Origin of the sequence: Hoeflea ulvae (genome assembly GCF_026619435.1) — a bacterium.
In the GTDB taxonomy this organism is placed as follows: Bacteria; Pseudomonadota; Alphaproteobacteria; order Rhizobiales; family Rhizobiaceae; genus Hoeflea; species Hoeflea ulvae.
In genome coordinates, this window is sequence record NZ_JAOVZQ010000001.1 from 2,298,526 (window position 1) to 2,324,140 (window position 25,615).

The window sequence follows — 25,615 nt, forward strand, 5'->3', positions numbered from 1 at the left end:
TCAGCCTCCCGTCATCGGCGGAAACAGCGCAATTTCCCGGGCATTGCCGATCGCTTCATCATGGTCGGCGTGCTCTTCGTCAATCGCCGCGCGGATCACGCTGGGAACCGACAGGGCGCCTTCATATTCCTCGCCCAGCGTGGCGAGATGGGCGATCAGTTCGCCCACGGTGGTCACATCTGCCGGAAGCTCAAGATCTTCCGAACCCTTGCCGATGCGCTCGCGCACCCAGGCGAAATAGACCATCCGGACCTTCATTCATCCACCATATGCCGCAATCCGGCGCGAAAATAGTCATAGCCGGTATACATCGTGATCAGTGCCGCGATCCACAGCATGCCGATGCCGATCTGCGTCGTGTGCGGCAGTACCTTGTCGCCGGCAGGGCCTGCAAGCAGGAACCCCAGCGCGATCATCTGCAATGTGGTCTTCCACTTGGCGATCCAGGTGACCGGCACCGACACCTTCAGCGCCGCCAGATATTCGCGCAGCCCCGAGACCAGGATCTCGCGGCACAGGATGATGATCGCTGCCCAGATCGACCAGCCGGCAATGGTGCCATCGGCGGCGATCAGCAGCAGGATCGCCGAGACCAGCAACTTGTCGGCGATCGGGTCGAGCATGCGGCCGATATTGGAGGTCTGGTCCCAGATGCGCGCGAGATAGCCGTCAAAGAAATCGGTGACCGAGGCGACGATGAAGATCCCCAGGGCGCTCCAGCGCGCCAGGTCGGAGCCATGCAGCCGGCCCTCGATGAAGAAGCACAGCACGATCAGCGGTACGGCAAGGATCCGCGCGTAAGTCAGTATATTCGGTATGTTAAGCGCGCGCGACGCCATGGAGCACCCCAATCGAGAATTTTGCGCAAGATGCGCGGGACAAGCCGGTCAGGTCAACCACTCGATGACGACTTAGCGCCTTAATGTCGCAGTTATGTGATCACGTTATCCTGAGGTCAGCGGTTTTCCTCGTGGAAATGGTTGTAGATCAGTTCCGCCACCGTCTGGGAGATGCCCTCGACGGTGGTCAGATCATCAACGCCCGCGCGTGAGACCGCCTTCGCGGTGCCGAAATGGTGAAGCAGGGCGCGCTTGCGGGTCGGACCGATGCCGGCGATTTCATCGAGCGGATTGCTGACCAGCTCCTTCTTGCGCCGCGCCCGGTGCGTGCCGATGGCAAAGCGGTGGGCCTCGTCGCGCAGCCGCTGCACGAAATAGAGCACCGGATCGCGCGGCGGCAGGGTAAAGTCGGGCTTGCCCCGGACGAAGAAGCGCTCGCGCCCGGCTTCCCGGTCCATGCCCTTGGCAACGCCGATGGCGGTCACCTTGTCGGCAATGCCGAGATCCTCGAGGATGGTGCGCACCGCGCTCATCTGGCCCTTGCCGCCGTCAATCAGCACAAGATCCGGCCAGGCCGGCATGCCGGACGCGCTGACTGCATCGGGATCGGCGCCATCGGCGGCGTCCGGCAGGCTCGGGCCGGCATCGCCATGGTCCTTGATCAGCCGCGAGAACCGCCGCTGCATGACCTCGCGCATCATGCCGAAATCGTCGCCCGGGGTGATCTCGGTCGATTTGATGTTGAACTTGCGATACTGGTTCTTGGCAAAGCCTTCCGGCCCGGCGACGATCATGCCGCCGACTGCATTGGTGCCCATGATGTGCGAGTTGTCATAGACCTCGATGCGCCGTGGCGGATGCGGCAGGCCGAATGTCTTGGCGAGCCCTTCCAGCAGCCGTGTTTGCGACGCGGTCTCGGCCAGGTTGCGGCCATGGGCCTCGCGCGCATTGGTCAGCACCTGGTCGACCAGCTCGCGCTTTTCGCCACGCTGCGGCACGGTGATGGTGGTCTTGCGGTCCATGCGCACGCTCAGCGCTTCCTGCAGCAGCGCCCGGTCCTCAAAATCATCGGAGATCAGGATCATTCGCGGCGTCGGCTTGTCGTCATAGAACTGGCTGATGAAGGCACCGAGAATCTCGCCTGGCGCTAGCGACGGGTCGGCCTTGGGGAAATAGGCGCGGTTGCCCCAGTTCTGTCCGGTACGGAAAAAGAACACCTGGATGCAAGCCATGCCGGCATCGTGATGAATGGCGAAGATGTCGGCCTCTTCGACGGTCTGCGGATTGATGCCCTGATGGCTCTGCACATGGCTGAGCGCCGACAGCCGGTCGCGATAGACCGCCGCGCGTTCGAAATCCAGGTCCTCGGAGGCTGCCTGCATTGCGGTCGACAGTTGCGCCTTGACCGCCTGGCTGCGGCCGGAGAGGAAATCCTTGGCCTCGCCGACCAGCCGCGCATAGCCTTCCGCATCGATCTCGCCGGTGCAGGGGCCGGAGCAGCGCTTGATCTGGTAGAGCAGGCAGGGCCGGGTGCGGCTTTCATAGACGCTGTCGGTGCAGGTGCGCAGCAGGAACGCCCGCTGCAGCGCGTTGATGGTGCGGCCGACCGCGCCCGCCGAGGCAAAGGGGCCGTAGAACGAGCCCTTGCGCGAGCGCGAACCGCGATGCTTGAGAATGGCCGGAGCCTCGTGATCGCCGGTGATCAGGATATAGGGGAACGACTTGTCGTCGCGCATCAGCACATTGAAGCGCGGCTTCAGCCGCTTGATCAGATTGGCTTCCAGCAGCAGCGCTTCGGTTTCGGTGCGGGTGGTGACGAATTCCATATTCGTCGTCTGCGCGATCATCCGGGTGATGCGGTTGGTGTGGCCGCGGCCTTGCGCGTAGTTGGTCACCCGCTTTTTCAGGCTGCGCGCCTTGCCGACATAAAGCACGTCGCCGGCCTCGTTCATCATCCGGTAGACACCGGGCTGGTTGGGCAGGTGCTTGACGAAGGCCTGGATGACCTCGGCGCCCTTCAGTCCCTGGGTCAGGCCGGGGCTTTCGTTCCACTCGATGCCGGCCACATTGGCGACATCGGCGGGCAGGGGCGCCTCCATCGCAGGCTGGTCGTCTTCTTCCTGGTCCGTTTCCTCATAGATCACCCCGCCGTCGGTTTGCGCCGCGGCTTTGGATGGTTTCGAAGATGTCGGGTTTGGCGTGCGAGTCATTGAGTGATCTTATCCACTTCCGGCGCAATGCGGGCAAGAGAGTGTTTTGCTCATCATCCTGTCATCTGGCGTCAGCAGCCCGGTTTATCAAGCGGGCCGGCCGTTCTGTCGCGGTTGATGCTGGAGGTCTACTCGCCGACGTCAATGACATCCGGAGTCTGCCAGGCCAGATGCTGACCGCCGTCAAGCGCGATCATCTGGCCGGTGATCGAGCCGGCCTGGTGCAGGTAACGGATGGTGGCGCCGAATTCGGCCAGGTCCGGCCCGTGGCCGAGAGGCACCGCCGCGGATTGCCGGGCGAAATCGCTTTCCTTCTGGCGCTCATTGGCGAGCGTCGGGCCGGGACCGATGGCATTGACCCGGATGCGCGGCGCCAGCGCCTGGGCCATGGTCTGCGTCGCCGTCCACAAGGCCGTCTTCGACAGCGTGTAGGAGAAGAAATTCGGCGTCAGCTTCCACACCCGCTGGTCGATGATGTTGACGATCAGGCCGTCGCGGCCTTCGGGCAGGCTTGCCGCCATCGCCTCGGCAAGAATGACCGGCGCCTTGAGATGAATGGCGAAATGCAGGTCGAACTGTTTCTCGTCGAAATCGCGCACCGAATCGTCTTCAAACACCGAGGCATTGTTGACGATGATGTCAGGGAAACCGAGCCGCGCGCAGACTGTGCCATGGAGCTTGCGGACTGCGTCGGCGTCGGTGAGATCGGCCAGGAATACTTCCGCCACGCCGCCGCTGTCGCGGATCGAAGCGGCCACGGCTTCGGCTTCCCTGCCGCTTGTATTGGCATGGATGGCGATGTGGTAGCCGCGCGCGGCCAGATCCATCGCGATGGCCTTGCCGATCCGGCGACCGGCGCCCGTCACCAGAACAGTCCCTGTCGCAGATGTCATGCTGTTTCCCGGGTTGCGCCTGCCGTCGGGGGCGGTCGGCTGGTCTTAGAACACTGAAAAGATATAGGCCGCAAACACCAGAAGCATAGCCGTGCCGCCAAGCTTTTTGATCGGCACGTTCCAATGCGCCAGTCCGACCACGAGCAAGCCGGCGGCGAGCATCACCCACATGTCGATCGAGGTGATGCGCGGATCCACCTGAAGCGGCAGGATCACCGAGGTGCCGCCGAGAATCAGGCCGATGTTGAAAATGTTGGAGCCGACCACATTGCCGATCGCCACCGCACCGGATTTGCGCCAGGCGGCCATCACCGATGTCACCAGTTCCGGCAGCGAGGTGCCGATGGCGACAATGGTCAGCCCGATCACGGTTTCCGAGGCGCCGAGCATCCGCGCGATATGGGAGGCGCCGTTCACCGTCAGCCAGGCGCCGAGGGGCAGGCCGATCAGTCCGCCCAGGATGAAAGCAGCGGTCTTCCAGTTTTCCTGGGGAACATCGGCGACGTCATTATGATAGTCCGGCGCCGGGCCCATGTCGCATTCCCGTGCTGCCTTGATCTGCCAGCCGAGATAGGAGCCCATCATGACCAGCAGGATGGCGCCGTCGAGCCGGCTGAGCGGACCGAACCACATCATCACCATCAGCGTCAGCGTCATGAAGATCATCACCGCCAGCGACATGCCGATGCCCTTTTCGCGGCAACTGATGCTCATCAGCAAGGCCGGGCCGCCCAGCACCAGCAGCACATTGGCAATGTTGGAGCCAACCACATTGCCCAGGGCAATGCCGGAAACGCCGTCAAAGGCGGCCTGGAGCGAAACGAAAAGTTCCGGAGCCGAGGTTCCGAAGGCAACGATGGTCAGACCGATGATCAGCGGGTCGATTGACAGTTTCTCCGCAAGCGCCACAGCGCCTCGCACCAGATAGTCGCCTGCGAAGACAAGGACGATCAGGCCCGCGATCAGGGTCAAAATGCTCAGCATGCCGGGGAATCAACACTCTCGGTTTGGAATTGGGTGAGTCCACATATAGGCGACGCAATTCTGTAAGCAATGGATACAAGCAGATGCAGCCATTCGGGCAGAGCCGGGCGGCCCCGGCGGGCGCCGATTTTGTTGCACGAAAGCAACAGTCCGGACTGCCCTTTTTCTGCCGCTGTGTTTCCACATTCCCGCTTCGTCCCCGCCGCAATCGGTCTCCATCTTGTGGGCTGTCAGAGGCGACCTTCCCACCCGTCTCGACATTTCAGGTCCACGGCCCGTTCGTGGCCGGAACAACCAAGGAGAATAAAATGCGTATTCGTAAACTGGCACTGCTGGCAGCAGCCTTTTCCGTGTCGCTCGCCGGCCCCGTGCTGGCCGCGGACGCGATCATGGAACAGCCCCCGGAAGCACCGATTGCTGAGATTGCACCCCAGACCTTCATGTGGTCGGGTGGTTACGTCGGCGGTTACGGTGAGTACAAGTGGGGCGAGTTCGACGCTGTTGCTGGCCAGAGCGCTGACGGTTTCGGCGGTGGCGTCTACGGCGGCTACAACTGGCAGTCAGACAATATCGTCTATGGTGCTGAAGCCGACGTCGGCTATTCCGGCGCTGACTTCTCTGCTGGCGCCGCAAGCGGCGAGCAGGGTTTCAACGGCTCGCTGCGTGCCCGCATCGGTATGGATATGAACCCGTTCATGATCTATGCCACCGGCGGTATCGCTGCGACGGAAGCTGAACTCACCAATGCTGCTGGTTCCGACACCAACACGCATGTCGGCTGGACAGCCGGCGCCGGTGCAGAAGCCTTCGTCACCGAGAACATCACCACACGTATCGAGTATCGCTACACCGATTATCAGTCGCAGGACTACAACCTCGGCGGCACCAATGTGTCGTCCGGTTTCGACGATCATTCGGTCCGTCTCGGCGTTGGCATGAAGTTCTGATCCGTCAGAACCTGAAACTGAAAAAACAGAAGCCCGGACGAGACATCGTCCGGGCTTCTTTCGTTGTGGAATGTCTTGCAAGCACAGCCCCACCGCCTGCCGGTCCGGAGGTGGCGCCTGTGTGCTCGGTCTCAGCCACGCATCTGCGTCAGCTGCTTGAGGATGCTGGTGTAGTTCTCGGTGCCCTGGGCGCCGGTGACCAGGTGCTTGCGGTCAAACACCACCGCTGGCACGCCGGAAATGCCCTGCTGGACCCAGAAGCTTTCCTTCTGCCGCACCTCTTGCGCATAACGCTGGTCTTCCAGCACTGCCCTTGCTTCTGCAGCATCCAGGCCGATGCTCTCTGCCACATCGACCAGCACGGCGATGTCGGAGAGATCGCGGCGGTCGGTGAAATGGGCGGCAAACAGTGCCTGTTCCAGATCATGGCTGCGGCCCTGGGTTTCCGCCCAATGGATCAGTTGGTGGGTGTTGAAGGTGTTGTGCATTCGCATGTCGTCGGCAAAGTTGAACGCGAATCCGAGGTCCTTGCCAAGTTCGGTCAGCCTGGCGCGGCTTTCCAGCGACTGCTCGCGCGTGCTGCCGTATTTCTCGGTGATGTGCTCGCCGAGATTCTGGCCCTCGGGCGGCATTTCGGGATTGAGCTCGAACGGGTGCCAGTGGATTTCATGGGCGATGCCGGTGTCTTCCAGCGCCTGCGCCAATTGCCGGTAGCCGACGATGCACCAGGGGCAGACAACGTCTGAGACGATGTCGATCCGCAGCGGCTGGGTTTGGTCTGTCATGTTCGGTCCTGTCGTCTGAAGTTTGATTGGTGATTGCTGTCTCAGGTAATGCGTGAATTCGAAAATTCCAGCGCTGCCCTAGCGCCCGGCAACGCCGCGCTCGCCCCGCCACCATTTGACCGCGTCGGGATAGTCGAACATCAGCGACAGCAGATCGGTGGCAAACAGGCCCCATAGATAGAGCCCATAAGCGCCCGCAAGCGGCTGGATCCAGATGATGAGCACCAGAAGCGCGCTCCACGGCAGCAGATGCGGCACGGCCATCAGCTTGGAAAAGCCCCGCTCGTGCAGCATCACCGGCAGATTGGCGAGCATGGCGCCATTGGCGAGCATGGCCACCCAGACGCCCATCGGCTCATCCATGAAGGCGACGCTGGCCGCATTGACCGGCACCAGCACGAAAGCCACCCAGATCTGCACCCAGCCGGGCAGGGACCGGTAGGAATGCCAAATCTCCGCGATCAGCGATTTCGGCCGGGCGGATGCTGAGCGCATGGACTTGATCCTTTGCTTGGTTCCAGGATGCGCGGACCCGGTCGGTCCGGGCCCGCGCAATCAGGTCAGGCGGCTTTCTGCCAGCCGAATTTCTCGAACGGCGCGTCGACCGGCGTCTGCGCCAGATGGTTGGTGTAGTTCGACATCACCTTCTGGGCGACACCCAGAACCACTTCGAGAATATGACGCTTGCTGAAGCCGGCATCAAGGAAAGCCTGCACTGCCGCTTCGTCGACATTGCCGCGGCCGCGCACAACGCTGAGCGTGAAGCTGCGCAAGGCTTCCAGATGCGCGTTGGGCAGCGGCGTTTCATTGCGCAGCGCCTCGGTGATCGCGTCATCGACCTTCATGCTCTTGGCGATGCCGGTATGGGCCGGAACGCAATAGTGGCAGGCATGCTCGACATTGACGGTCTGCCAGACGACGGTCAGCTCGTCCTTGTTGAAGCTCGAATTGAGGAACTGCTCGTGCAGGAACTGGTAGCCGGCAAGAAGGCCGGGGGCTTCGGCCATCGTTGCATGCAGTCCGGGGATCATGCCGAACTGTTTCATCGAATTGGCAAGCAGGGGCTTGCTGTCTTCAGGGGCTGTGGTCTCGGTGTGAAGCGGAAAGTCGGTCATCACTATCTCCTCGGGAGTAAAGGTTGCGCCCGGTTCGGACGTCGCCTCTATATGTTCGCTTTGAGTGATCACTCAATAGCTGAATTGAGCGATCACTCAAAGTTGATTAGCGGCCGATCGGGGAAGGGCGGGACAAATCGCGAAAAAATGCCTATCTAGGAAGCATGAAACGCGCACGACCATATGACCGCGACACCGCACTGGATGCGGCGGTTGAGCTGTTCTGGACCAAGGGCTATCACGCCACCTCGCTGAAGGATCTCGAGGTGGCGCTCAACATGAAGCCGGGCAGCATCTATGCGGCCTTCTCCAGCAAGCAGGCGCTCTATCTGGCCGCGCTGGAGCGCTATTTCGAAACATCCCGCACCGCGTTTGCGTCCGGGCTGCAAAACCAGATGTCGCCGCTCAAGGCCCTGTCCGATTACCTGCTGCAGCTTGCCCGTTCGCGCTCGGAGGATCCGAAGGGCCGCGCCTGCATGCTGATCAAGACGCTGATTGATACGGGTTCGACCGACGCCACGATCTCCGGCAAGGCCAATGCCTATCTCGAGGACATCCAGGCTGATTTCGCCGCGGCGTTCGACCGCGCCAAGCAAATCGGCGAACTTCCCCAGGAACTCGATTCAAGGCGTCTGGCCCGGCGCTACCAGTCGAATATCAACGCGCTCAGGATCGAACTGCATCGCGGAATGCCGCAAGACGAGATCCTGGCCCTGGCCGAGGATATGGTCGATGATCTCGAGCGGCTGCGGCCAAAACCGGCCCAGCCCCGGATCAGCACGCCGGTCTGACCCGCCGACGCATCAAAATTGAGCAGGCGCCCATCGGGTCCACAGCACGAAGCCGGCCCAGATCGCATTGGCCACCAGCAGGCAGAAAACCGCGAAGGATCCAAGGTCCTTGGCGTGTTTTGCCATGATCGAATAGTCAGGCGAGGCATGGTCGGTGATTTCTTCGATCGCCGTGTTCAGCGCCTCGATCGAGACGGTCAGCAAATAGAGCAGGATCGCCCCGACAAAGCCCCAGAGCGGCGCACCGGCAAACCCAAAAACCACGAGGACGAGCGAAAAGGCCAGCGTCTCGTGCTGGAACGCGGTCTCGCGCCACAACCGCCGGACCCCGCCCAGGGAGTAACGGGCGGCCGCAAACACATGGCCGATTCCGCCCTGTTTTTGCGGCCGTTCGCTCACGCCTTTGGCCGCATCGCGTCCAGTTCCGGAAAATTGCCGGCGAATTTCGCGTTCCAGCGTTTGAGCTTGGGGCGGCCGCGTTCCCATTGCCCGGCAAAGCGCAGGCCGAGATAGGCCATCAGCGCTGCCAGCGCAAAATGCCCGCCATTGAGGGATTTTGTCGTCCGCGGCAGGTTGGCTTCGAGGTAATCAAGCCCGCGGGTAACCTTGGTCCACTGCCTGTCGATCCATTCCTGGTGGATTTTTTCTTCCGGCCGGAAGCGGCGCTCATACATGATCACCAGCAGGCAATCGCAGATGCCGTCGCACAGCGCTTCCAGAACCTCGACATCGGTGCGCTTGGCCGCATTGCGCGGGTAAAGCCGCTTGCCGCCGGCGCGGTCGAGAAACTGCATGATCGCCCGGCTGTCATAGATCGACTGGCCTTCATCGGTGATCAGGGTCGGTATCTTGCCCAGCGGATTGCTGTCGATCAGCTCGCCTTCGAGCGCATTGGTGTCGGTGAGCACGCCGTCGGCGTCGATGCCCGCGAACTTGGCAGCCATCCGCACCTTTGCGGAATAGGGCGAGGCGGGGGAGTAAAGGATTTTCATGGATCAGGTCTTTCGTGGTTTTCAAACAGGCGGCGCTGGTCAGTCGGGCTCGGGAACCTCGAGATTGGTGGCCCTGCAGCCACCCCGGTCGACATCGCCGCAGGCGCGGAAATCCAGCGATGGCGTCAGGCATATGCGGACTTCGCGCAGCATCCCGCGCGTACATGATATGGCAATGCCGTCGCCCGCCATGCCGGGATTGGCCCCGACAAAGGCTGCTTCCGCCTCCATCGCGTCCATCTGCGCCGGCAAATTGCTCATCGAAAACTCTGCCGGGACCCTCACCCGGTCGCTGGCGGCGCGCAGCACGCGGAAATAATCCTTTTGCGACAGGCCGGAGCAGGAGCCGTGCTTGCGCCACTGGTGCCCGATCAGGCCCATCGAAGGGACGATGTCGGTGTAGTCGCGCCCCAGGCTGGACGGCACCCTGTCGGGCTCGCCGGTCGCGCAGAATTCGGGGTAGCCCTTCTCGAATTGCGGCCACAGCCCGTGAATGACGAACCGCAAGTCGCGATCCTCGTCACATTGCTGCTGATTGGCGCCTGCGCCCTCGATCTCGCAATAGGCCGGCGACCATGACATGGCCAGCACGTAGAAATCGAACCCGGTGCCCAGCGGCAGATCCGCAGGCACTGAAACCGCCGCCCCGGTGTCGGCCTGCGCCGGCGGGGCGCCATCGTCGGAGCAGGCGGCAAGCACGAGCACCGCCAAAACCAGGATCGATCTGATCAGCATGGCGTGCATCAGGCGTGCAATCAGCGGACCGAGCGGCACCAGGCGCCGTAAACCTTGAGCGGATCAAGCCCGGAGATGCAGAATTCCAGATTGTCGCGCAGGCCGGCAAATCCCATGCCGCCTTCGATCAGCCACCAGATCGGGCGCTTGCTGCCGTCATTCATGCGCGCGGTGCCGTGGCAATAGAGCCGCGGGATCGACCAGTACTGGTCACCGATGCGGCTCTTGTTGCGGTGCGGCTGTTCGATCTGCTCGATGGCGAGACCGCGCTGCAACACATGGGTGTCGGTCCAGACAAAGCGCTTCTGGATATGGGTGAGTACCTGTGGCGCATCGCAAGACGGGAAATTGCCGCCGGTGAAGGCCGCAGCGGGGCTGACAAAGCCCGAAAGCGACATGCCGAAGGCCACGGTGAATGCAAGGATCAAGCTCTTCATGGTCATAACGGTTCTCCAAACGGGATGCGAGTCACGGTATAAGGCGTGCCACCGCCTTTGGGCAAGCAGCAAGGCTCAGGTCTCGCCAACAAGCATCTTCATGTCCGACACGGCGCCCGGGCCCTGGGCCAGCAGGCGGGCAAGTTCGGGCAGGATTTTTTTGAGCTCGGCTTCCAGCGTGAACGGCGGATTGACGATCACCAGTCCGGATCCGTTCAGCCCCGGCGCGGTCCGGTTGTCGCGCGTCAGCAGCCGCACCGAGAGCGTGCGCGGCCGGCCGAGCGCGACCAGTTTCTTGTCGAAGGCGGTCAACTGGCTGTCGGCCTTGATCGGGTGCCACAGCATATAGGTGCCGCCGGGAAAACGCCGCGTGGCGCGGGCCAGCCCGTCGACCATCCGGTCATATTCGCCATCCTCTTCGAAGGGCGGATCGATCAGCACAAGGCCGCGCTTTTCCTTGGGCGGCAGATGACCGCCCAGCGCCAGCCAGCCGTCAAGTTCGATCACCCGCACCTGGTGGTCGCCCGCAAAAACCTTGCGAAGCTGGGTGGCGTCGGCGGGATGAAGCTCTATTGCCGTCAGCCGGTCCTGCTTGCGCATCAGCATGCGTGCAAGTTTCGGCGATCCGGGGTAGTGGCGAACGCCGCCCTCGGGATTGAGCGTCTCGACCGCTTCCAGCCAGGGCGCCAGGAAAGCCTTGAGTTCGTCCGACATCGCCGCCTTCGTCAGCCGGCCGATGCCTTCGCGCCATTCACCGGTCTTTTGCGCCTCGTTCGACGACAGATCATAGACGCCGATGCCCGCATGGGTGTCGATCACCCGGAACGCCTGATCCTTGTGTTTGAGGTAATTGACGATCTGGGCCAGCACCGTGTGCTTGAGCACATCGGCGAAATTGCCTGCATGGTAGCTGTGACGGTAATTCATCGTTTGACGTAATCTGTCCCTGAATTGATCTGATGAAGCCGGGCGGGCGTGGCGCGGTGTCGCGATTTCTCTTATAGAGAAAGCATGAACGACGCGACCCCCATTGATTCCGCCCTCATCGATTCCGGTGCAGTTGCCGCCATCGGCCATTCCGCCTGTCCGCATGATTGCCCGTCCACCTGCGCGCTGGAAGTGGAGCTGCTGTCGCACAACCGCATCGGCCGGGTGCGTGGCGCGGCCGGCAACAGCTATACCGCCGGCGTGATCTGCGCCAAGGTGGCGCGCTATGCCGAGCGGATCAACCATCCCGGCCGGCTGCTCAAGCCGCTGATCCGCGCCGGCGCCAAGGGCGAGGGGCAGTGGAAGGATGCCAGTTTCGAGGCAGCGCTCGATCTCATCGCCGAGAAATTCGACCGCGCGGAAAGCAAATTCGGCTCCGAGACCGTCTGGCTCAACTATTACGCCGGCACCATGGGGCTTGTGCAGCGCGACGGCATCCACCGGCTGCGCCACGCCAAGCGCTACTCGAACCAGTTCGACAGTTTCTGCACCAACCTGGCCTGGACCGGCTTCACCATGGGCGCAGGTGCGCTGCGTGGTTCTGACCCGCGCGAGATGGCCAAATCCGACTGCGTGGTGATCTGGGGCACCAATGCGGTCTCCACCCAGGTCAATGTCATGACCCACGCCATGCGCGCCCGCAAGCAGCGCGGCGCCAAGATCGTCGTCATCGACATTTATGACACGCCGACGATGAAACAGGCCGACATCAAGGTGCTGCTGAAGCCCGGCACCGATGGTGCCTTTGCCTGCGCGGTGATGCATGTGCTGTTTCGCGAGGGCCTGGCCGATCGCGATTATCTCAACAAATACAGCGACGACCCGGCAGGTCTTGAATCACATCTGCAGGACCGGACGCCACAATGGGCCGAGGCGATCTGCGGTGTGCCGGTGGCCGAAATCGAAGCTTTTGCGCGTCTGGTCGGCACCACCAAGCGGAGCTTTTTCCGGCTCGGTTACGGCTTTACCCGCCAGCGCAATGGTGCTGTCAACATGCATGCAGCGCTGTCGCTGGCGGTGGTGACCGGCAGCTACCAGTATGAAGGCGGCGGGGCGTTTCATTCCAATTCCGATATTTTCCGGCTCGACAAGACGCTGCTCGAGGGCCGCAAGCATTTTGACCCAAGCCTGCGCTGGCTCGACCAGTCCAAGATCGGCCGGGTGCTGACCGGCGAGGCCGAGGCGCTTAATGGCGGTCCGCCGATCACCGCCATGCTGATCCAGAACACCAATCCCGCCAATGTGACGCCCGAGCAGCGCAAGGTCATTGAAGGCTTCAAACGCGAGGATCTGTTTGTCGCCGTGCATGAGCAGTTCATGACCGACAGCGCAAAACTCGCCGACGTGGTGCTGCCCGCCACGATGTTTCTCGAGCATGACGACATCTATCGCGGCGGCGGCCATCAGCACATTGTTCTGGGCCCAAAGCTGGTCGATCCGCCTGAAGGGCCAAAGCCCAACCATCACGTGATCGAAGGGCTGGCCAAGCGGCTGGGCGTGAGCGACCGCGAAGGCTTCGGCCTGACCGAACGTGAGCATATCGACATCATGCTGAAAAAACGCGGCATGGGTGATTTCGACAGCTTCAAGGCCGACAAATGGGCCGATTTGCAGCCCGATTTCAACACCGCGCATTTTCTTGACGGCTTTGGCCACAAGGACGGCAAATTCCGCTTCCGGCCCGACTGGACCGGCACCCCGGCCGCCAACAAGCCGCCCAAACGCATGGGTCCGCAGGGGCCGGTGGACCAACTGCCTGAGTTTCCCGATCATGTCGACCTGATCGAGAGCGCAGATGCCGACCACCCGTTCCGGCTGGCAACCTCGCCGGCGCGGTCGTTTCTCAATTCGACCTTTGCCGAAACGCCGTCTTCAACGGCCAAGGAGAAACGGCCCGAGCTGATGATCCATCCGGACGACGCGGCCGCACTCGGCATCGCTGATGGCGACCGGGTGCAGCTCGGCAATGGCCGGGGCGAGGTTGCAATGCATGCCGGGCTCGATGCCGGCCAGCGTCGCGGCGTCGTCATCCATGAAGGTCTCTGGCCCAATTCCGCCTTTGAAGCCGGCGAGGGCATCAACACGCTCACCGGCGCGGATTCCTGCGCCCCCTATGGCGGCACCGCCTTTCACGACACCAAGGTGTGGCTGCGACGGGCAGAGGTCTAGTTCAAGACATAGCCATCGAAAGTTTTCCCCGGATCGCTTTTAACGAAATTGAACGGATTGAGTTGAGCCGCATTGGAATAGCCGCCGCTCACCGCTCCAAGGAAAACGTCTATGTGGTTGCCGGTGATTTTTCCGCCCACATCGCCGCATTCAAAAATACCGTCATGTGTCTGGCCGTTGGGTAGCGCTATGCCTTTTGCGGCTGGGATGTAAATTCTTTGCCCAAATTTGGCATAGCCGCCATTGAGCCATGGTTCCGAATTTTCCACCGTGCCCAGATCACATGCCAGTGTCTTGAAAGGGAGCAGGGGGTTGCCTCTTGATCCGTCTCCATAGGGATGTTTTGCCAATGTCCACCGGACTCTGGAACTGGACTTATGAGGGCAATCTGCCTGTTTCGGATTGCGGACGCCTGCATAGTTGAAGACCTGAGATGCCACATGTATTGTACCCTCGATGGCGCCCTTGCACCAGTCGGACGCCTGGATCTTGGGCCCGATGACTTGATCCTGCATGTTCCGGATTGGAACCGCGTCGTCTTGTGTGTATTCCTCAAGCTTGAGAGCGTAGTAGAATGTTGCCCAAAGCTTTACTTTGGTGCTATTTGAGATATCGAAATCCTGAGAATGCGAAGCGTATGGGTTAGTTATAAAAAGGATAATTGCAATAAGAATAGCTGATCTATATTTATACATAATTGATTCTCCTTATTTATTTTCTGCGGAAAGGTAATTTTATACATATTGTAATTCTAGTTCAATTGATTATATGGGCAAAATGTACATTAGGTATTGGCCGGCACCGCCTTTCACGACACCAAGGTGTGGCTGCGACGGGCCTGACGCTTTCATGACTGCCAAAAGCCTGCCGACGCAGCGCCGGCAGGCTTTCGCATCAGGTCTTGTTGATCGAGTTGCCGCCGTCGGCCAGCAGCGCGCTGCCGGTCACGAATGACGATTCATCGGACACCAGAAACAGCGCCGCGCGCGCGATTTCTTCGGGCTCTGCCATCCGCTTGAGCGCATGCAGCCCCTTCACCCAGTCATGAAACGCCGGATCGTCGCCCGCCATTGCGGTCCTGGTGCCGCCCGGCAGCAGCGCGTTGGCGCGAATGCCGTCTGCACCATGTTCGGCTGCCAGCACCTGGACAAGGCCGATCAGCCCTGCCTTTGAGGCGGCATAGGCGCCCATGCCGGGAAGTCCGATGGTGTGGCCGACAAAGGACGAGGTAAAGACAATCGACCCGCCGCGCTGCTTCATGGCCGGAATCTGATGCCGTGCGGCATGAAACCCGCCGGTCAGGTTGGTGGCAATGACCATTTCCCATGTTTCGGGCGACATGTCCGGGATCGGGCCCATTTCCCCGGTTGTTCCGGCATTGTTGAAGGCGCCGTCAAGTCCGCCAAATTCTGCCGTCGCCAGATCGACCAGCGCCTTGTGGTAGGTGCCGTCTGAGATGTCGCCGGCGAGCCATTTTGCCTTGCGGCCGGTCTCGCCGATTTTCCCGGCGATCAGCGCCAATTCGGTGTCCCGGCGTGCGCCCAGAACCAGATTGGCGCCTTCGGCGGCAAAAAGTTCGGCGGCCGCCGCGCCGATGCCGCTGCTGGCGCCAGTGATGATGATGGTTTTTCCCTCAAGTCGCATGCTGCTCTCCTGTGTTGCGAGAGCCGATGCTTAGGCAGAGGAGAGCGAGGCAGCCACCCGATTTGAGCACCCGAAACCAGCCGCTGCCGTTGCAGTGAAGCCAGCTTCCAGCATTGAGATCTGCCCGGTTCGCACGCTTTACTGCGCCGGTTCTGTTTGCCGGGACAGCAGGGCGGCGCGGACGGTGCCGAGCACATCGTGCAGTTTGACCAGATCGGCAAGCGGCAGACCGAAGGCCTCCATGATGCAGTCGGGAATGTGCCGCGCGGCCTGATGCAGCTCTGCGCCCTTTCCGGTCAACGTTACCCGCACCTTGCGTTCATCCGCCGCATCGCGCTTGCGCGTGACCAGGTCCTGTGTTTCCAGCCGCTTGATCAGCGGCGTCAGCGTCGAGGATTCCAGATACAGCCGCTCGCTGATGGCGCCGACGGTGAGGTTGTCGCTGGCCCACAGGATGGTCAGCACCAGATATTGCGGATAGGTCAGCCCCAGCGGCGCCAGCAGCGGCTTGTAGACCTGGCCGACGGCGTGGTGGGTCGAATAGAGGTCAAAGCAGAGCATTTCCTCCACCGCCATGCTGCGGTTGCCGGCCTCGGGCTGTTCAGTCATCGTCGAAACTCCATTGCGCAGGCCTTTTATTTCGCGGGCCGGTCAATCGCAAGCAGTTGACACTCCGCCGGCACAGGGATTAATATCGCACACGATTTAATCGTAAGCAATATAAGGAGCTCTCCATGCCGACCAAGATTGTCTACTCCACAAATGCCACGGCCACCGGCGGCGGTCGCGACGGTCATTCCAGCACCCATGATGGCGCCGTTGACGTCAATCTGGTGGTTCCCAAGGAAATGGGTGGCCCGGGTGGCGACGGCGTCAATCCCGAGCAGCTCTTTGCCACCGGCTATGCCGCCTGCTATCTCGGCGCGCTGCGTTTTTACGCCGCTCAGAAGAAGGTCGATGTGCCTGACGACACCACCGTCAATGTGACGGTCGGCATTGGCCCGCGCGAGGATCTGGGCTTTGGCCTCGACGTCAAGATCAAGGTGTCGTTGCCCGGTGTCGAAAAATCGGTCGCCGAAGATCTGATCGCCGGCGGACACAAGGTCTGCCCCTATTCGCATGCCACGTCCGGCACGCTCGACATCACGCCCGAGCTCGTCTGACCCGACACGTAGATCTGACGAATGAACGACAAAAGCCCGGATCGATCATGGTCCGGGCTTTTGCGTATTCAGTCGCCCGTCAGGCGCATGGCCTCAGGCCTAAGCTTCAGGCCGCCACGCAGTCGGCATAATAGGCCACCACCCCGTCGTCGCCGGCCTCCTGCACCAGGCCGTGGATGTCGGTTTCGAAACCGGGGCATTCATGCGCGAATTCGCGGTTGAACTTGAGATATTCCACGATCTTGGTGTTGAACACCTCACCCGGGATCAACAGCGGAATGCCGGGCGGGTAGGGGGTCACCAGGCTGGTGGTGATGCGGCCCTCAAGCTCGTCGATCGGCACCCGCTGTGTCGTGCGCTGGGCAATATGGGCGAATGCATCACTCGGCTTCATCGCCGGTGTGTGATCGCTCAGATACATGTCGGTCGACAGGATCGCCACGTCATATTTGGCGTAGAGCGCGTGCACATGCTGGCACAGATCGCGCAGGCCCATCTTCTCGTAGCGAGGCTGCTTGGCGCAGAACTCGGGCATCACCCGCCACATCGGCTGGTTCTGGTCGTAATCGTCCTTGAACTGCTGCAACTCGGTCAGCAGCGAGTTCCAGCGGCCCTTGGTGATGCCGATGGTGAACATGATGAAGAAGCTGTAGAGGCCGGTTTTTTCGACCACCACCCCATGCTCGGCCAGGTATTTGGTCACGATCGAGGCGGGGATGCCGGTGTCTTCAAACCGCCCGTCGAGATTGAGCCCCGGCGTGATCAGCGTCGCCTTGATCGGGTCGAGCATGTTGAAGCCCGGCGCCATGTCGCCGAAGCCGTGCCAGGAATCCTCGCCGTCTGACTGGTGCACGCCATCGGCATCGGTCCTCTTGAGCACCCAGTCCTTGGTGCGGCCAATGCCTTCTTCGGCCAGTTCGAGCGGCGGTCCCCAGACCTGGAACCACCAGTCGTCATCGCCGAATTCGTCGTCGACCTTGCGCATGGCGCGGCGGAAATCCAGTGCCTCGGCGATGCTTTCCTCCACCAGCGCGGTGCCGCCGGGAGGCTCCATCATTGCTGCCGCCACATCGCAGCTGGCGATGATCGAATATTGCGGGCTGGTCGAGGTGTGCATCAGATAGGCTTCGTTGAACAGATGCCGGTCGAGCTTGGTGTCCTGGCTGTCCTGCACCAGCACGTGGCTGGCCTGGCTGATGCCGGCCAGCAGCTTGTGGATCGATTGCGTCGCATAGGTGACCGAATGCATCGGCCGGGCACGTTTGCGGCCCATCGCGTGGTAACTGCCGTAAAACGGGTGGAACGAAGCGTGCGGCAGCCAGGCCTCGTCGAAATGCAGGTTCTCGACATAGCCGTCGAGCAGGTCCTTGATGGTTTCGGTGTTGTACAGCACCCCGTCATAGGTCGATTGCGTCAGCGTCATGATCCGCGGCTTGACCGTGTCTGCGTCAACGCCTTCGAGCAGCGGATTGGCGCGGATCTTGGCCTTGATGGATTCGATCTCGAACTCGCTCTGCGGGATCGGGCCGATGATGCCGTAATGGTTGCGGGTCGGCTTGAGAAACACCGGCACCGCCGCCGTCATGATGATCGAGTGCAGGATCGACTTGTGGCAATTGCGGTCCACCACCACCACGTCGCCGGGCGCCACAGTATGGTGCCAGACCATCTTGTTCGAGGTCGAGGTACCGTTGGTGACGAAGAAGCAATGGTCGGCGTTGAAGATCCGCGCGGCATTGCGCTCCGACGCCCCGATGGCGCCGTTGTGATCGAGAAGCTGGCCGAGCTCTTCCACCGAGTTGCAGACATCGGCGCGCAGCATGTTCTCGCCGTAGAACTGGTGATACATCTGCCCGATCGGGCTCTTGAGAAACGCCACGCCGCCCGAGTGCCCGGGGCAGTGCCAGGAATAGGAGCCGTCCTCGGCATAGTTGAGCAGGGCCTTGAAGAAAGGCGGCTTGATGCCTTCGAGATATTTCTTGGCTTCCCGGATGATGTGGCGCGCCACGAATTCCGGCGTGTCCTCGAACATGTGGATGAAGCCGTGCAGCTCGCGCAGGATGTCGTTGGGCAGATGCCGGCTGGTCTTGGTCTCGCCATAGATGTAGATCGGGACATCAGCGTTCTTCCAGCGCACTTCCTCGATGAAATTGCGCAGATTGAGCACTGCCGGATCAAGATCCGGTCCGGGGCTGAACTCCTCGTCATCGATCGACAGCACGAAGGCGCTGGCGCGCGACTGCTGCTGCGCAAACTGCGACAGATCCCCATAACCGGTCACGCCCAGAACCTCGAACCCTTCGTTTTCAATGGCTTGCGCCATGGCCCGGATGCCGAGCCCCGACGAGTTTTCAGAGCGGAAATCTTCGTCGATGATGACGATGGGAAAGCGAAACTTCATGGCAGCGTCCTAACGGGAAAACAGTGTCTGCGTTCCTACAGCATAAGCCCTGCAACCGGAATCGATTTGACGGCTTGTGCGCAACATTTAAGGCCGAATGCGTTCCTGGTGTGATGCTGCATGGGAATCCGCTCGTTGAGGTCACGGGACGCCTGCGGCGGGGCAGGGCGCAGAGCGGCAAGCGCTCACACCCGGCTGGCCCAATTCATGGCTGGAGACAGGAGGCGCGCGCGGTCCTGTGCGGGCAGGCTGAGGCGGACATCATTCGTCGAGCGCCTGCTTCGCGCTGGCCGTGACGCGGCCCAGAAATTCTCTCTCGCGGTCCGCAAGACGCGCTTCCTCCGCACCGATATAGTCGCGGGTGATCGGCACGACGTCGCGTTCACGACCGATCTGCAGCTGGAACACATTGCTCGAGCCCTGCAGGAAGACGCATTCGGCAATCGACAGATAGAGCTCCCACATCCGGCAAAAGCGTTCGCCCATGATCTCCACCGCCGCCTCGCGGTTGTCGAGAAAGCGATGGCGCCAATGCTGCAATGTATAGCCGTAATGACAGCGCCAGATCTCGCAATCGAGCAGCCACAGGCCAGTGGGTTCAAGGGCTTCCACCGTTTCCGACAGCGACGGGGCATATCCGCCGGGAAAGATGTATTTGCGGATGAAGGGACCGGTGACGCCGGGCGGCGCCTTCGACGAGATCGAATGGATCAGCGCCACGCCATCCGGGCTGAGCCGGTCGCGCACGGTGAGGAAATAGGGAGCCAGAAACTGCACGCCGACATGCTCGAGCATGCCGACCGACACCACCCGGTCAAAAGTGCCCTCGACTTCGCGGTAGTCGATCAGCTCGAACTTGACCCGGTCGCTGACCCCAAGGATTTCGGCGCGCCGGCGGGCGACTGTCAATTGCCGTTCCGACAGGGTGACGCCCAGCACTTCGACATCGGCGACATGGGCGAGGTAGAGCGCCAGCCCGCCCCAGCCGCAACCGATATCGAGCACCCGCTGACCGTCCTTGAGGTTGAGCTTGGCCGCGATATGCCGCTTTTTCAGCGTCTGCGCCTGTTCGATTGTCGCGGTGCCTTCGGGGAAATAGGCGCAGGAATATTGCATGTCGCTGTCGAGAAACAGCCGGTAGAGATCCTCGCCGATATCGTAATGCGCCTTGACGTTGGCGCGCGCCCGCGAGAGCACATTGTTTTGCTGGAACCGGCGGATCTTGCGGGACAGTCCGCGCCAGAATATCTGGCTGGGCGTGAGGTCAAAATGGCGCTTGTTGGCGTAAAACAGCGTGATCAGATCATGGATGCTGCCGCGGTCCACCACCAGGTCGCCATCCATATAGGCTTCTGCGGCATTGAGCTCGGGATTGAGAAGGATTTTCCATTCCGCGGCCTTTGAGGTGAAGCGGATGGCGGCCTCGGGGCCGGGTTCCTTGCCGCCGAATTCATGCACCACGCCCCTGGCGTCAGTCAGTGTCAGCCGGCCTTTCTGGATTGCCTTGTCAAGAAGTCTGTATAGCGAAAACATGGCGACTCCGATGAAATCTGAGGTTAACGAGAGCCAGTCACCACCGGCGCTAGATATGGAATTACAACTCCTCGCCATTCTTCGCAATCGGAGTCTGAATCTTCGCTATCCAGTTCGCCGGTATAGATAAATCGGATCTTCCGTATCAGGTGTTAGACCTGAGCCTGCAAGCAAGGCCGTGACGAATTCCATTCAGGCAGGCAAGCGAAGGTGGAGATGCTGGAGCGGATCCTGCGTGTTGCCATTGAAAAGCAATGAAGGCTCTCACCGCGAGATGCCGCGGGCAGGGCGGTACAAATCATCCCGCTCATTTCCACCAAAGTCGCTTCCGCGGCGCGAACGGTTCCGTCAATGTCTGCTTCGGTCATGGCCGCGCAGATAAACCGGCGATGGGCCGGCGTGATCAGATGCCAGTAGTCGAGCATGCCGTTGCAAAACAGCCGCATGGCGCGGTCGCAATCGGCCTCCCGCTCATGATCGAAGCGGATGAAGGTGGTTGCCGGAAACCCGGTGGATCTGGCGGGAACCCCCGACCGGCGCGCGGCCTTGTCCAGCCCGGTCATCAGTCGCCGGCCCGGTTCACGAGCCGCGCCGATAACGAAGATGAAGACTTTGCGGGGCTGGTTTACTTAAGTAATGCTGTCCTTGAACAGCGCCCGCCCGTCGCGGCTCATGCGGACATCGCCCCGGGCCAGCATGGCCAGTGCCTTGGGGTAGATCCGGTGTTCGGCTTCGAGCACGCGCTGGGACAGCGTGTCGGGCGTGTCGTCATGGGCCACCCGCACGGCTTCCTGCTCGATGATCGGCCCTTCATCCATCGCCTCGGTGACAAAATGGACGGTGCAGCCATGCACCCGGCAGCCCGCCGACAGCGCCCGGCTGTGGGTTGCAAGGCCGGGAAATGCCGGAAGCAGGGAGGGATGGATATTGATCATCCGCCCCGAATAGCGCTGGACGAACTCGCCCGACAGCAGCCGCATATAGCCGGCCAGGGCAATGATCTGCGCGCCCGAGGCGGCGATGGCGGCGCTCACGGCGGCCTCATGGTCGGGCTTGCTGTCATAGTCGGAGCGCGGAATGGCCACGGCCTCGATGCCGAAGTCGCGGGCGTGTTCGAGGCCCTTGGCGTCCGGCTTGTCGGAAATCACCAGCACGATTTTAGCCGGATAGTTTTTCTCCAGCGATGCGGCGATCAGCGCGCCCATATTCGATCCGCGGCCGGAAATCAGCACCGCGACAGGGACTTTGGTCTTGTCGCTCACAGCGCCAGGGTTCCCGTATAGGTGACGCCCGGCGCGCCTTCCGCGCGGGCGATCAGCCGTCCGAGCCGGACCACGCTTTCGCCCTCGGCCTCAAGCGCGCGCGTCACCTGGTCGGCGTCCGTCGCCCGGACCACGGCGATCATGCCGATGCCGCAATTGAAGGTGCGCAGCATTTCCTGCGGCGCGACGCCGCCGGTCTTGGCGATCCATGAAAACACCGCCGGTGCGGAAATGGCGTCGAGATCGACCTCGGCGGCAAGCCCCTGCGGCAGCACGCGCGGCAGGTTTTCCGGAAATCCGCCGCCGGTGATGTGGGCCAGAGCCTGGATCGCGCCGGTGGACCGGATCACGGCAAGCAGCGATTTGACATAGATGCGGGTCGGCTCCAGCAGCGCGGCGCCAAGGCTGACCGATGGGTCGAAGGGGGCCGGCGCGTCGTAGCCGAGACCGCTCAGCTCGACAATGCGGCGCACCAGCGAATAGCCGTTGGAGTGGACGCCGGAAGAGGTCAGGCCCAGAACGACGTCGCCCTCGGAAATCTCGCCGGCGGGCAGCAACTGGCCGCGTTCGGCGGCGCCCACGGCAAATCCGGCCAGATCATAGTCGCCATCGCGGTACATGCCGGGCATTTCGGCGGTTTCCCCGCCGATCAGCGCGCAGCCCGACAGCAGGCAGCCCCCGGCGATGCCGCTGACAATCGCTGCGCCCTGGTCCGGGTCGAGTTTGCCGGTGGCGAAGTAATCGAGAAAGAACAATGGCTCGGCGCCCTGGACAACCAAGTCGTTGACGCACATGGCGACGAGGTCGATGCCGACGGTGTCATGCAGGCCGGCTTCGATCGCCACCTTGAGCTTTGTGCCGACACCGTCATTGGCCGCCACCAGCACCGGGTCAGTAAATCCGGCCGCCTTGAGGTCGAACAGGCCGCCGAAGCCGCCGATTTCGCCATCCGCGCCGGGACGCCGCGTCGAGCGCACCAGCGGCTTGATGCGGTTGACCATCTCGTTGCCGGCATCGATGTCGACGCCTGCCTGGGCATAGGTGAGGCCGTTTTTCGGATCCGCCATGGTGGCTTCGCCTCCTGGGTGTCTAAGGAGCTTCGGATGCGCCGGAAATGACATTTTGTTGGCAATTCCGCAAGTCGGGGCAGGCGGCGCAGGGTGACAAAAACGGGATAACCGGGTGAATTTGCCCTGATTGGCGGCAAGGCTGTTGGAAAAGCGCTATTCAATCGCCATATCCGGGCCACTCAGGATACTGTGCCGCCAATGACATTGCCCAATTACATCACCATTGCCCGCTTCCTCATGGTTCCGCTGATCGTTCTCGTGATGATCGACGGTCACATGCTGGCAGCCCTTGTGCTGTTCGTGCTGGCGGGCGTGTCGGACGGCATTGATGGTTTCATTGCCCGCCAGTTCGACCAGACGTCAGAGCTCGGCGCCTGGCTCGACCCGATCGCCGACAAGTTCCTGCTGGTCAGCGTCTTCGTCGTGCTGGGATGGCTCGCCGTGCTGCCGACCTGGCTGGTCATCCTGGCCGTGTCCCGCGACGGGCTCATCATCGGCGCGGTGGTGCTGTCGAGCCTGATGGACAACCCGGTCCAGATACGCCCGCTGATGGTGTCCAAGGCCAACACCATGTTCCAGATCCTGCTGCTCATCCTGGTGCTGGCCGATCTCGCCGGCCTGGCCGATCTTGACGCTGTGATCGGATGGATGATCTATGCGGTCGCGGGCTTGACCATCGCTTCGGCGACCGCCTATCTCGTCCCCTGGCTCAGGCACATGGCCGGTGAGGCAAATTCCGATTAGAATGCCGTTGAACACAAGGCGTTGAAGCGTCGGCAAGAGGTGATCATGACAATGAAAATCGACCGATCGGCGCTGCGGCGGCAGATCTTCTTCTGGTTGCTGGCCTTCGCTGTCTTTGTCGGCTTTCTGATGGTGTTCAGCTCCATCCTGCTGCCTTTCATCGCCGGCATGGCGCTGGCCTATTTCCTTGATCCGGTGGCCGACTGGTTTGAGCGCCGCGGCCTGTCGCGGCTGATGGCGACGCTGGTGATCCTGGTTGCCTTTGTCGGCATCTTCGCGATCTCGCTGGTCGTGCTGATTCCGGTCCTGGTCACACAGGCTGCCGATCTGGGCGGGCGCATTCCGGGCTATATTTCCCAGCTTCAGACATTGCTGACTTCGGAATCGACCCTGCTGCCCGACTGGATCAGCGGCCAGCTTGCCCAGATCAAGGAGAGCTTTGCCGCCCTGTTGAAGGAAGGCGCTGGCTTTGTCGGCACCATATTCCAGCAGATCTGGAATTCCGGCATGGCCATTCTCGACATCGCCGCGCTGTTCGTGGTGACTCCCGTGGTGGCGTTCTATCTCCTGCTCGACTGGGACCACATGGTTGAAAAGGTCGACAGCTGGGTGCCGCGCGACCATGTCGACACAGTGCGGTCGCTGGCCAAGCAGATCGACCGCTCGATTGCCGGTTTCGTGCGCGGGCAGGGCAGTGTCTGTCTGATCCTCGGGCTTATCTATGCCATCGGCTTGTCGATCGTCGGGCTCAATTTCGGTCTGCTGATCGGCCTGTTTGCTGGCCTGATCAGCTTCATTCCCTATGTCGGCTCGCTGGTCGGACTGGTGCTGGCGCTGATTGTCGCCATCGTTCAGTTCTGGCCGGATTTCGTCATGATCGGCGCAGTCGTCGCGGTCTTTGCGGTGGGGCAGTTCTTCGAAGGCAACATCCTGCAGCCGCGGCTGGTCGGCAAGTCGGTGGGGCTGCATCCGGTCTGGCTGATGTTCGCCCTGTTCGCCTTCGGGGCGCTGTTCGGCTTTGTCGGCATGATGATCGCGGTGCCGGCGGCGGCGTCCGTCGGCGTGCTGGTGCGGTTTGCCATTTCCCGCTATCTCGACAGTGACCTCTATCATGGCCACCAGCGCCCGGAGCGGCCGGGTGTGGAAACCGGGGCTGCGCCTGAATGATGCCCAAGCCGCCCTTCACTCGGCAATTGCCGCTGGAATTCAACCACGACCCGGCAACCAGCCGCGACGCGCTGATCGTGTCGGACCGTCTCAACGCGGCGGTGGCGATTGTCGACCGCTGGCCCGACTGGCCCTCACCGGTGGTGATTCTCGCCGGACCGACCGGGTCGGGGAAATCCCATCTCGCCGCGATCTGGGCTTCCCGCGTCGGCGCCACAGCGGTGAGCCTCGTCAAGCCAGACCCGATGGTGCTCGAACTTGCGGCTCAGGGACCGGTGCTGATCGAGGATATCGACCGGCAGGGCTTTGATCAGACCACATTGTTTCATCTCATCAACACCGTCCGCGAGCATGGCACCGCGGCGCTGATCACCACCCGGCTCTGGCCTGCCGGCTGGAGCGTCACATTGCCGGATCTGGCCTCGCGGCTGAAGGCTGCGACCGTGGTCGAGATCGCCGAGCCCGATGAGGAACTGCTGGCCCAGGTGCTGGTCAAACTGTTTGCCGACCGACAGGTGGCCGTCGATGACCGGATCATCACCTGGCTTGTTGCGCGGATGGAACGCTCGCTGGCCGCCGCGCATGCCATTGTCACCCGGCTCGACCAGCTTTCGCTGGCCCGCGGGTCGAAGATCACCCGGGCCATGGCCGCCGAAGTGATGGCCGAGATGGATGGAAGTCAGGACGACATCGAACTGTCATAGTTCCTTCGTTCTTGTGCTATAGAGGGTGACAACCTGAAGCAGG

At 61.7% G+C, this 25,615-nt stretch carries 28 protein-coding genes; 7 read left to right on the top strand and 21 right to left on the bottom strand.

The window, feature by feature from the left end; all coding sequences use genetic code 11:
- The 5 genes from moaD to OEG82_RS10850 form a co-directional block, all read right to left on the bottom strand.
- Nucleotides 1-258: a molybdopterin converting factor subunit 1 gene (gene moaD / locus OEG82_RS10830; protein ID WP_267612463.1), complete on the bottom strand. Its 258-nt coding sequence runs from the start codon at nucleotides 256-258 to the stop codon at nucleotides 1-3.
- Nucleotides 255-839, bottom strand: coding sequence for a CDP-diacylglycerol--glycerol-3-phosphate 3-phosphatidyltransferase (gene pgsA, locus OEG82_RS10835; protein WP_267612464.1), 585 nt, complete (start codon nucleotides 837-839; stop codon nucleotides 255-257). Before pgsA ends, moaD begins: the two co-directional genes overlap by 4 nt.
- Before the next feature lie 116 nt (nucleotides 840-955).
- Nucleotides 956-3,049: an excinuclease ABC subunit UvrC gene (uvrC, locus tag OEG82_RS10840; RefSeq protein ID WP_267612465.1), complete on the bottom strand. Its 2,094-nt coding sequence runs from the start codon at nucleotides 3,047-3,049 to the stop codon at nucleotides 956-958.
- A gap of 128 nt (nucleotides 3,050-3,177) precedes the next feature.
- On the bottom strand, nucleotides 3,178-3,942 hold the full coding sequence (locus OEG82_RS10845) for an SDR family oxidoreductase (RefSeq protein ID WP_267612466.1): 765 nt from the start codon (nucleotides 3,940-3,942) through the stop codon (nucleotides 3,178-3,180).
- 45 nt (nucleotides 3,943-3,987) lie between these two features.
- The gene (locus tag OEG82_RS10850) at nucleotides 3,988-4,926 is read right to left on the bottom strand and encodes a calcium/sodium antiporter (RefSeq protein ID WP_267612467.1); all 939 of its coding nucleotides are present in this window, start codon (nucleotides 4,924-4,926) and stop codon (nucleotides 3,988-3,990) included.
- Nucleotides 4,927-5,234: 308 nt separating this feature from the next.
- Between OEG82_RS10850 and OEG82_RS10855 the strand changes: the two genes are divergently transcribed.
- Nucleotides 5,235-5,873: an outer membrane protein gene (locus tag OEG82_RS10855; protein WP_267612468.1), complete on the top strand. Its 639-nt coding sequence runs from the start codon at nucleotides 5,235-5,237 to the stop codon at nucleotides 5,871-5,873.
- Between the two features lie 131 nt (nucleotides 5,874-6,004).
- Here OEG82_RS10855 and OEG82_RS10860 read toward each other — a convergent pair whose 3' ends face one another.
- The 3 genes from OEG82_RS10860 to OEG82_RS10870 form a co-directional block, all read right to left on the bottom strand.
- The gene (locus OEG82_RS10860; RefSeq protein WP_267612469.1) at nucleotides 6,005-6,658 is read right to left on the bottom strand and encodes a DsbA family oxidoreductase; all 654 of its coding nucleotides are present in this window, start codon (nucleotides 6,656-6,658) and stop codon (nucleotides 6,005-6,007) included.
- 78 nt (nucleotides 6,659-6,736) lie between these two features.
- Nucleotides 6,737-7,153: a hypothetical protein gene (locus OEG82_RS10865; RefSeq protein ID WP_267612470.1), complete on the bottom strand. Its 417-nt coding sequence runs from the start codon at nucleotides 7,151-7,153 to the stop codon at nucleotides 6,737-6,739.
- Nucleotides 7,154-7,218: 65 nt separating this feature from the next.
- Entirely contained in the window at nucleotides 7,219-7,773 is a 555-nt protein-coding gene (locus tag OEG82_RS10870) for a carboxymuconolactone decarboxylase family protein (RefSeq protein WP_267612471.1), read from the bottom strand.
- A gap of 164 nt (nucleotides 7,774-7,937) precedes the next feature.
- Between OEG82_RS10870 and OEG82_RS10875 the strand changes: the two genes are divergently transcribed.
- Complete coding sequence (locus OEG82_RS10875) at nucleotides 7,938-8,564, top strand: TetR/AcrR family transcriptional regulator (protein ID WP_267612472.1); 627 nt, start codon at nucleotides 7,938-7,940, stop codon at nucleotides 8,562-8,564.
- A gap of 12 nt (nucleotides 8,565-8,576) precedes the next feature.
- Here the strand turns inward: OEG82_RS10875 and OEG82_RS10880 are convergent, their stop codons facing one another.
- The 5 genes from OEG82_RS10880 to OEG82_RS10900 all read right to left on the bottom strand — a co-directional run bounded on the left by OEG82_RS10880 (nucleotide 8,577) and on the right by OEG82_RS10900 (nucleotide 11,655).
- Nucleotides 8,577-8,963 carry a diacylglycerol kinase gene (locus OEG82_RS10880; protein ID WP_267612473.1) on the bottom strand — a complete coding sequence of 129 codons (387 nt, stop codon included), beginning with the start codon at nucleotides 8,961-8,963 and terminating at the stop codon, nucleotides 8,577-8,579.
- On the bottom strand, nucleotides 8,960-9,556 hold the full coding sequence (locus OEG82_RS10885; protein WP_267612474.1) for a glutathione S-transferase: 597 nt from the start codon (nucleotides 9,554-9,556) through the stop codon (nucleotides 8,960-8,962). Before OEG82_RS10885 ends, OEG82_RS10880 begins: the two co-directional genes overlap by 4 nt.
- A 39-nt stretch (nucleotides 9,557-9,595) precedes the next feature.
- The gene (locus OEG82_RS10890) at nucleotides 9,596-10,291 is read right to left on the bottom strand and encodes a ribonuclease T2 family protein (protein WP_267612475.1); all 696 of its coding nucleotides are present in this window, start codon (nucleotides 10,289-10,291) and stop codon (nucleotides 9,596-9,598) included.
- A 20-nt stretch (nucleotides 10,292-10,311) separates the two neighbouring features.
- Nucleotides 10,312-10,734 (bottom strand): hypothetical protein, encoded by a 423-nt coding sequence (locus OEG82_RS10895; protein ID WP_267612476.1) that lies wholly within the window; start codon nucleotides 10,732-10,734, stop codon nucleotides 10,312-10,314.
- A gap of 69 nt (nucleotides 10,735-10,803) precedes the next feature.
- Complete coding sequence (locus OEG82_RS10900) at nucleotides 10,804-11,655, bottom strand: 23S rRNA (adenine(2030)-N(6))-methyltransferase RlmJ (protein WP_267612477.1); 852 nt, start codon at nucleotides 11,653-11,655, stop codon at nucleotides 10,804-10,806.
- Between the two features lie 84 nt (nucleotides 11,656-11,739).
- On the opposite strand from OEG82_RS10900, the gene OEG82_RS10905 reads away from it, so the two are divergent.
- On the top strand, nucleotides 11,740-13,884 hold the full coding sequence (locus OEG82_RS10905; protein ID WP_267612478.1) for a molybdopterin-containing oxidoreductase family protein: 2,145 nt from the start codon (nucleotides 11,740-11,742) through the stop codon (nucleotides 13,882-13,884).
- Here the strand turns inward: OEG82_RS10905 and OEG82_RS10910 are convergent.
- The 3 genes from OEG82_RS10910 to OEG82_RS10920 all read right to left on the bottom strand — a co-directional run bounded on the left by OEG82_RS10910 (nucleotide 13,881) and on the right by OEG82_RS10920 (nucleotide 16,137).
- Complete coding sequence (locus OEG82_RS10910; RefSeq protein ID WP_267612479.1) at nucleotides 13,881-14,579, bottom strand: 3D domain-containing protein; 699 nt, start codon at nucleotides 14,577-14,579, stop codon at nucleotides 13,881-13,883. The genes OEG82_RS10905 and OEG82_RS10910 overlap by 4 nt on opposite strands.
- Before the next feature lie 199 nt (nucleotides 14,580-14,778).
- The gene (locus tag OEG82_RS10915; RefSeq protein WP_267612480.1) at nucleotides 14,779-15,528 is read right to left on the bottom strand and encodes an SDR family oxidoreductase; all 750 of its coding nucleotides are present in this window, start codon (nucleotides 15,526-15,528) and stop codon (nucleotides 14,779-14,781) included.
- A gap of 138 nt (nucleotides 15,529-15,666) precedes the next feature.
- Entirely contained in the window at nucleotides 15,667-16,137 is a 471-nt protein-coding gene (locus OEG82_RS10920; protein WP_267612481.1) for a MarR family winged helix-turn-helix transcriptional regulator, read from the bottom strand.
- 125 nt (nucleotides 16,138-16,262) lie between these two features.
- Between OEG82_RS10920 and OEG82_RS10925 the strand changes: the two genes are divergently transcribed.
- Complete coding sequence (locus OEG82_RS10925) at nucleotides 16,263-16,691, top strand: organic hydroperoxide resistance protein (protein WP_267612482.1); 429 nt, start codon at nucleotides 16,263-16,265, stop codon at nucleotides 16,689-16,691.
- A gap of 106 nt (nucleotides 16,692-16,797) precedes the next feature.
- Here the strand turns inward: OEG82_RS10925 and OEG82_RS10930 are convergent, their stop codons facing one another.
- From OEG82_RS10930 to purM, 5 genes are all read right to left on the bottom strand, one after another.
- Complete coding sequence (locus tag OEG82_RS10930; RefSeq protein ID WP_267612483.1) at nucleotides 16,798-19,092, bottom strand: arginine/lysine/ornithine decarboxylase; 2,295 nt, start codon at nucleotides 19,090-19,092, stop codon at nucleotides 16,798-16,800.
- 261 nt (nucleotides 19,093-19,353) lie between these two features.
- A complete protein-coding gene (locus OEG82_RS10935; protein ID WP_267612484.1) occupies nucleotides 19,354-20,625 on the bottom strand; it encodes an SAM-dependent methyltransferase in 1,272 nt (423 codons plus the stop codon).
- 152 nt (nucleotides 20,626-20,777) lie between these two features.
- Complete coding sequence (locus OEG82_RS10940; RefSeq protein WP_267612485.1) at nucleotides 20,778-21,188, bottom strand: hypothetical protein; 411 nt, start codon at nucleotides 21,186-21,188, stop codon at nucleotides 20,778-20,780.
- Nucleotides 21,189-21,254: 66 nt separating this feature from the next.
- Complete coding sequence (gene purN / locus OEG82_RS10945; RefSeq protein ID WP_267612486.1) at nucleotides 21,255-21,887, bottom strand: phosphoribosylglycinamide formyltransferase; 633 nt, start codon at nucleotides 21,885-21,887, stop codon at nucleotides 21,255-21,257.
- Complete coding sequence (gene purM / locus OEG82_RS10950) at nucleotides 21,884-22,954, bottom strand: phosphoribosylformylglycinamidine cyclo-ligase (RefSeq protein ID WP_267612487.1); 1,071 nt, start codon at nucleotides 22,952-22,954, stop codon at nucleotides 21,884-21,886. Before purM ends, purN begins: the two co-directional genes overlap by 4 nt.
- Nucleotides 22,955-23,155: 201 nt before the next feature.
- Here purM and OEG82_RS10955 point away from each other — a divergent pair, with 201 nt between their 5' ends.
- The 3 genes from OEG82_RS10955 to hdaA are packed head-to-tail and all read left to right on the top strand — an operon-like array spanning nucleotide 23,156 to nucleotide 25,572.
- Nucleotides 23,156-23,701, top strand: coding sequence for a CDP-alcohol phosphatidyltransferase family protein (locus OEG82_RS10955; protein WP_267612488.1), 546 nt, complete (start codon nucleotides 23,156-23,158; stop codon nucleotides 23,699-23,701).
- A gap of 45 nt (nucleotides 23,702-23,746) precedes the next feature.
- Nucleotides 23,747-24,868 (top strand): AI-2E family transporter, encoded by a 1,122-nt coding sequence (locus tag OEG82_RS10960; protein ID WP_267612489.1) that lies wholly within the window; start codon nucleotides 23,747-23,749, stop codon nucleotides 24,866-24,868.
- Complete coding sequence (gene hdaA, locus OEG82_RS10965; RefSeq protein ID WP_267612490.1) at nucleotides 24,865-25,572, top strand: DnaA regulatory inactivator HdaA; 708 nt, start codon at nucleotides 24,865-24,867, stop codon at nucleotides 25,570-25,572. Before OEG82_RS10960 ends, hdaA begins: the two co-directional genes overlap by 4 nt.
- Nucleotides 25,573-25,615: the final 43 nt, after the last annotated feature.

What these genes read in the sequence shown, in the direction of transcription:
- moaD (WP_267612463.1), bottom strand. Translation starts at nt 258, where the DNA reads ATGAAGGTCCGGATGGTCTATTTCGCCTGGGTGCGCGAGCGCATCGGC.
- pgsA (WP_267612464.1), bottom strand. Translation starts at nt 839, where the DNA reads ATGGCGTCGCGCGCGCTTAACATACCGAATATACTGACTTACGCGCGG.
- uvrC (WP_267612465.1), bottom strand. Translation starts at nt 3,049, where the DNA reads ATGACTCGCACGCCAAACCCGACATCTTCGAAACCATCCAAAGCCGCG.
- OEG82_RS10845 (WP_267612466.1), bottom strand. Translation starts at nt 3,942, where the DNA reads ATGACATCTGCGACAGGGACTGTTCTGGTGACGGGCGCCGGTCGCCGG.
- OEG82_RS10850 (WP_267612467.1), bottom strand. Translation starts at nt 4,926, where the DNA reads ATGCTGAGCATTTTGACCCTGATCGCGGGCCTGATCGTCCTTGTCTTC.
- OEG82_RS10855 (WP_267612468.1), top strand. Translation starts at nt 5,235, where the DNA reads ATGCGTATTCGTAAACTGGCACTGCTGGCAGCAGCCTTTTCCGTGTCG.
- OEG82_RS10860 (WP_267612469.1), bottom strand. Translation starts at nt 6,658, where the DNA reads ATGACAGACCAAACCCAGCCGCTGCGGATCGACATCGTCTCAGACGTT.
- OEG82_RS10865 (WP_267612470.1), bottom strand. Translation starts at nt 7,153, where the DNA reads ATGCGCTCAGCATCCGCCCGGCCGAAATCGCTGATCGCGGAGATTTGG.
- OEG82_RS10870 (WP_267612471.1), bottom strand. Translation starts at nt 7,773, where the DNA reads ATGACCGACTTTCCGCTTCACACCGAGACCACAGCCCCTGAAGACAGC.
- OEG82_RS10875 (WP_267612472.1), top strand. Translation starts at nt 7,938, where the DNA reads ATGAAACGCGCACGACCATATGACCGCGACACCGCACTGGATGCGGCG.
- OEG82_RS10885 (WP_267612474.1), bottom strand. Translation starts at nt 9,556, where the DNA reads ATGAAAATCCTTTACTCCCCCGCCTCGCCCTATTCCGCAAAGGTGCGG.
- OEG82_RS10890 (WP_267612475.1), bottom strand. Translation starts at nt 10,291, where the DNA reads ATGCTGATCAGATCGATCCTGGTTTTGGCGGTGCTCGTGCTTGCCGCC.
- OEG82_RS10895 (WP_267612476.1), bottom strand. Translation starts at nt 10,734, where the DNA reads ATGACCATGAAGAGCTTGATCCTTGCATTCACCGTGGCCTTCGGCATG.
- OEG82_RS10900 (WP_267612477.1), bottom strand. Translation starts at nt 11,655, where the DNA reads ATGAATTACCGTCACAGCTACCATGCAGGCAATTTCGCCGATGTGCTC.
- OEG82_RS10905 (WP_267612478.1), top strand. Translation starts at nt 11,740, where the DNA reads ATGAACGACGCGACCCCCATTGATTCCGCCCTCATCGATTCCGGTGCA.
- OEG82_RS10910 (WP_267612479.1), bottom strand. Translation starts at nt 14,579, where the DNA reads ATGTATAAATATAGATCAGCTATTCTTATTGCAATTATCCTTTTTATA.
- OEG82_RS10915 (WP_267612480.1), bottom strand. Translation starts at nt 15,528, where the DNA reads ATGCGACTTGAGGGAAAAACCATCATCATCACTGGCGCCAGCAGCGGC.
- OEG82_RS10920 (WP_267612481.1), bottom strand. Translation starts at nt 16,137, where the DNA reads ATGACTGAACAGCCCGAGGCCGGCAACCGCAGCATGGCGGTGGAGGAA.
- OEG82_RS10925 (WP_267612482.1), top strand. Translation starts at nt 16,263, where the DNA reads ATGCCGACCAAGATTGTCTACTCCACAAATGCCACGGCCACCGGCGGC.
- OEG82_RS10930 (WP_267612483.1), bottom strand. Translation starts at nt 19,092, where the DNA reads ATGAAGTTTCGCTTTCCCATCGTCATCATCGACGAAGATTTCCGCTCT.
- OEG82_RS10935 (WP_267612484.1), bottom strand. Translation starts at nt 20,625, where the DNA reads ATGTTTTCGCTATACAGACTTCTTGACAAGGCAATCCAGAAAGGCCGG.
- OEG82_RS10940 (WP_267612485.1), bottom strand. Translation starts at nt 21,188, where the DNA reads ATGACCGGGCTGGACAAGGCCGCGCGCCGGTCGGGGGTTCCCGCCAGA.
- purM (WP_267612487.1), bottom strand. Translation starts at nt 22,954, where the DNA reads ATGGCGGATCCGAAAAACGGCCTCACCTATGCCCAGGCAGGCGTCGAC.
- OEG82_RS10955 (WP_267612488.1), top strand. Translation starts at nt 23,156, where the DNA reads ATGACATTGCCCAATTACATCACCATTGCCCGCTTCCTCATGGTTCCG.
- OEG82_RS10960 (WP_267612489.1), top strand. Translation starts at nt 23,747, where the DNA reads ATGACAATGAAAATCGACCGATCGGCGCTGCGGCGGCAGATCTTCTTC.
- hdaA (WP_267612490.1), top strand. Translation starts at nt 24,865, where the DNA reads ATGATGCCCAAGCCGCCCTTCACTCGGCAATTGCCGCTGGAATTCAAC.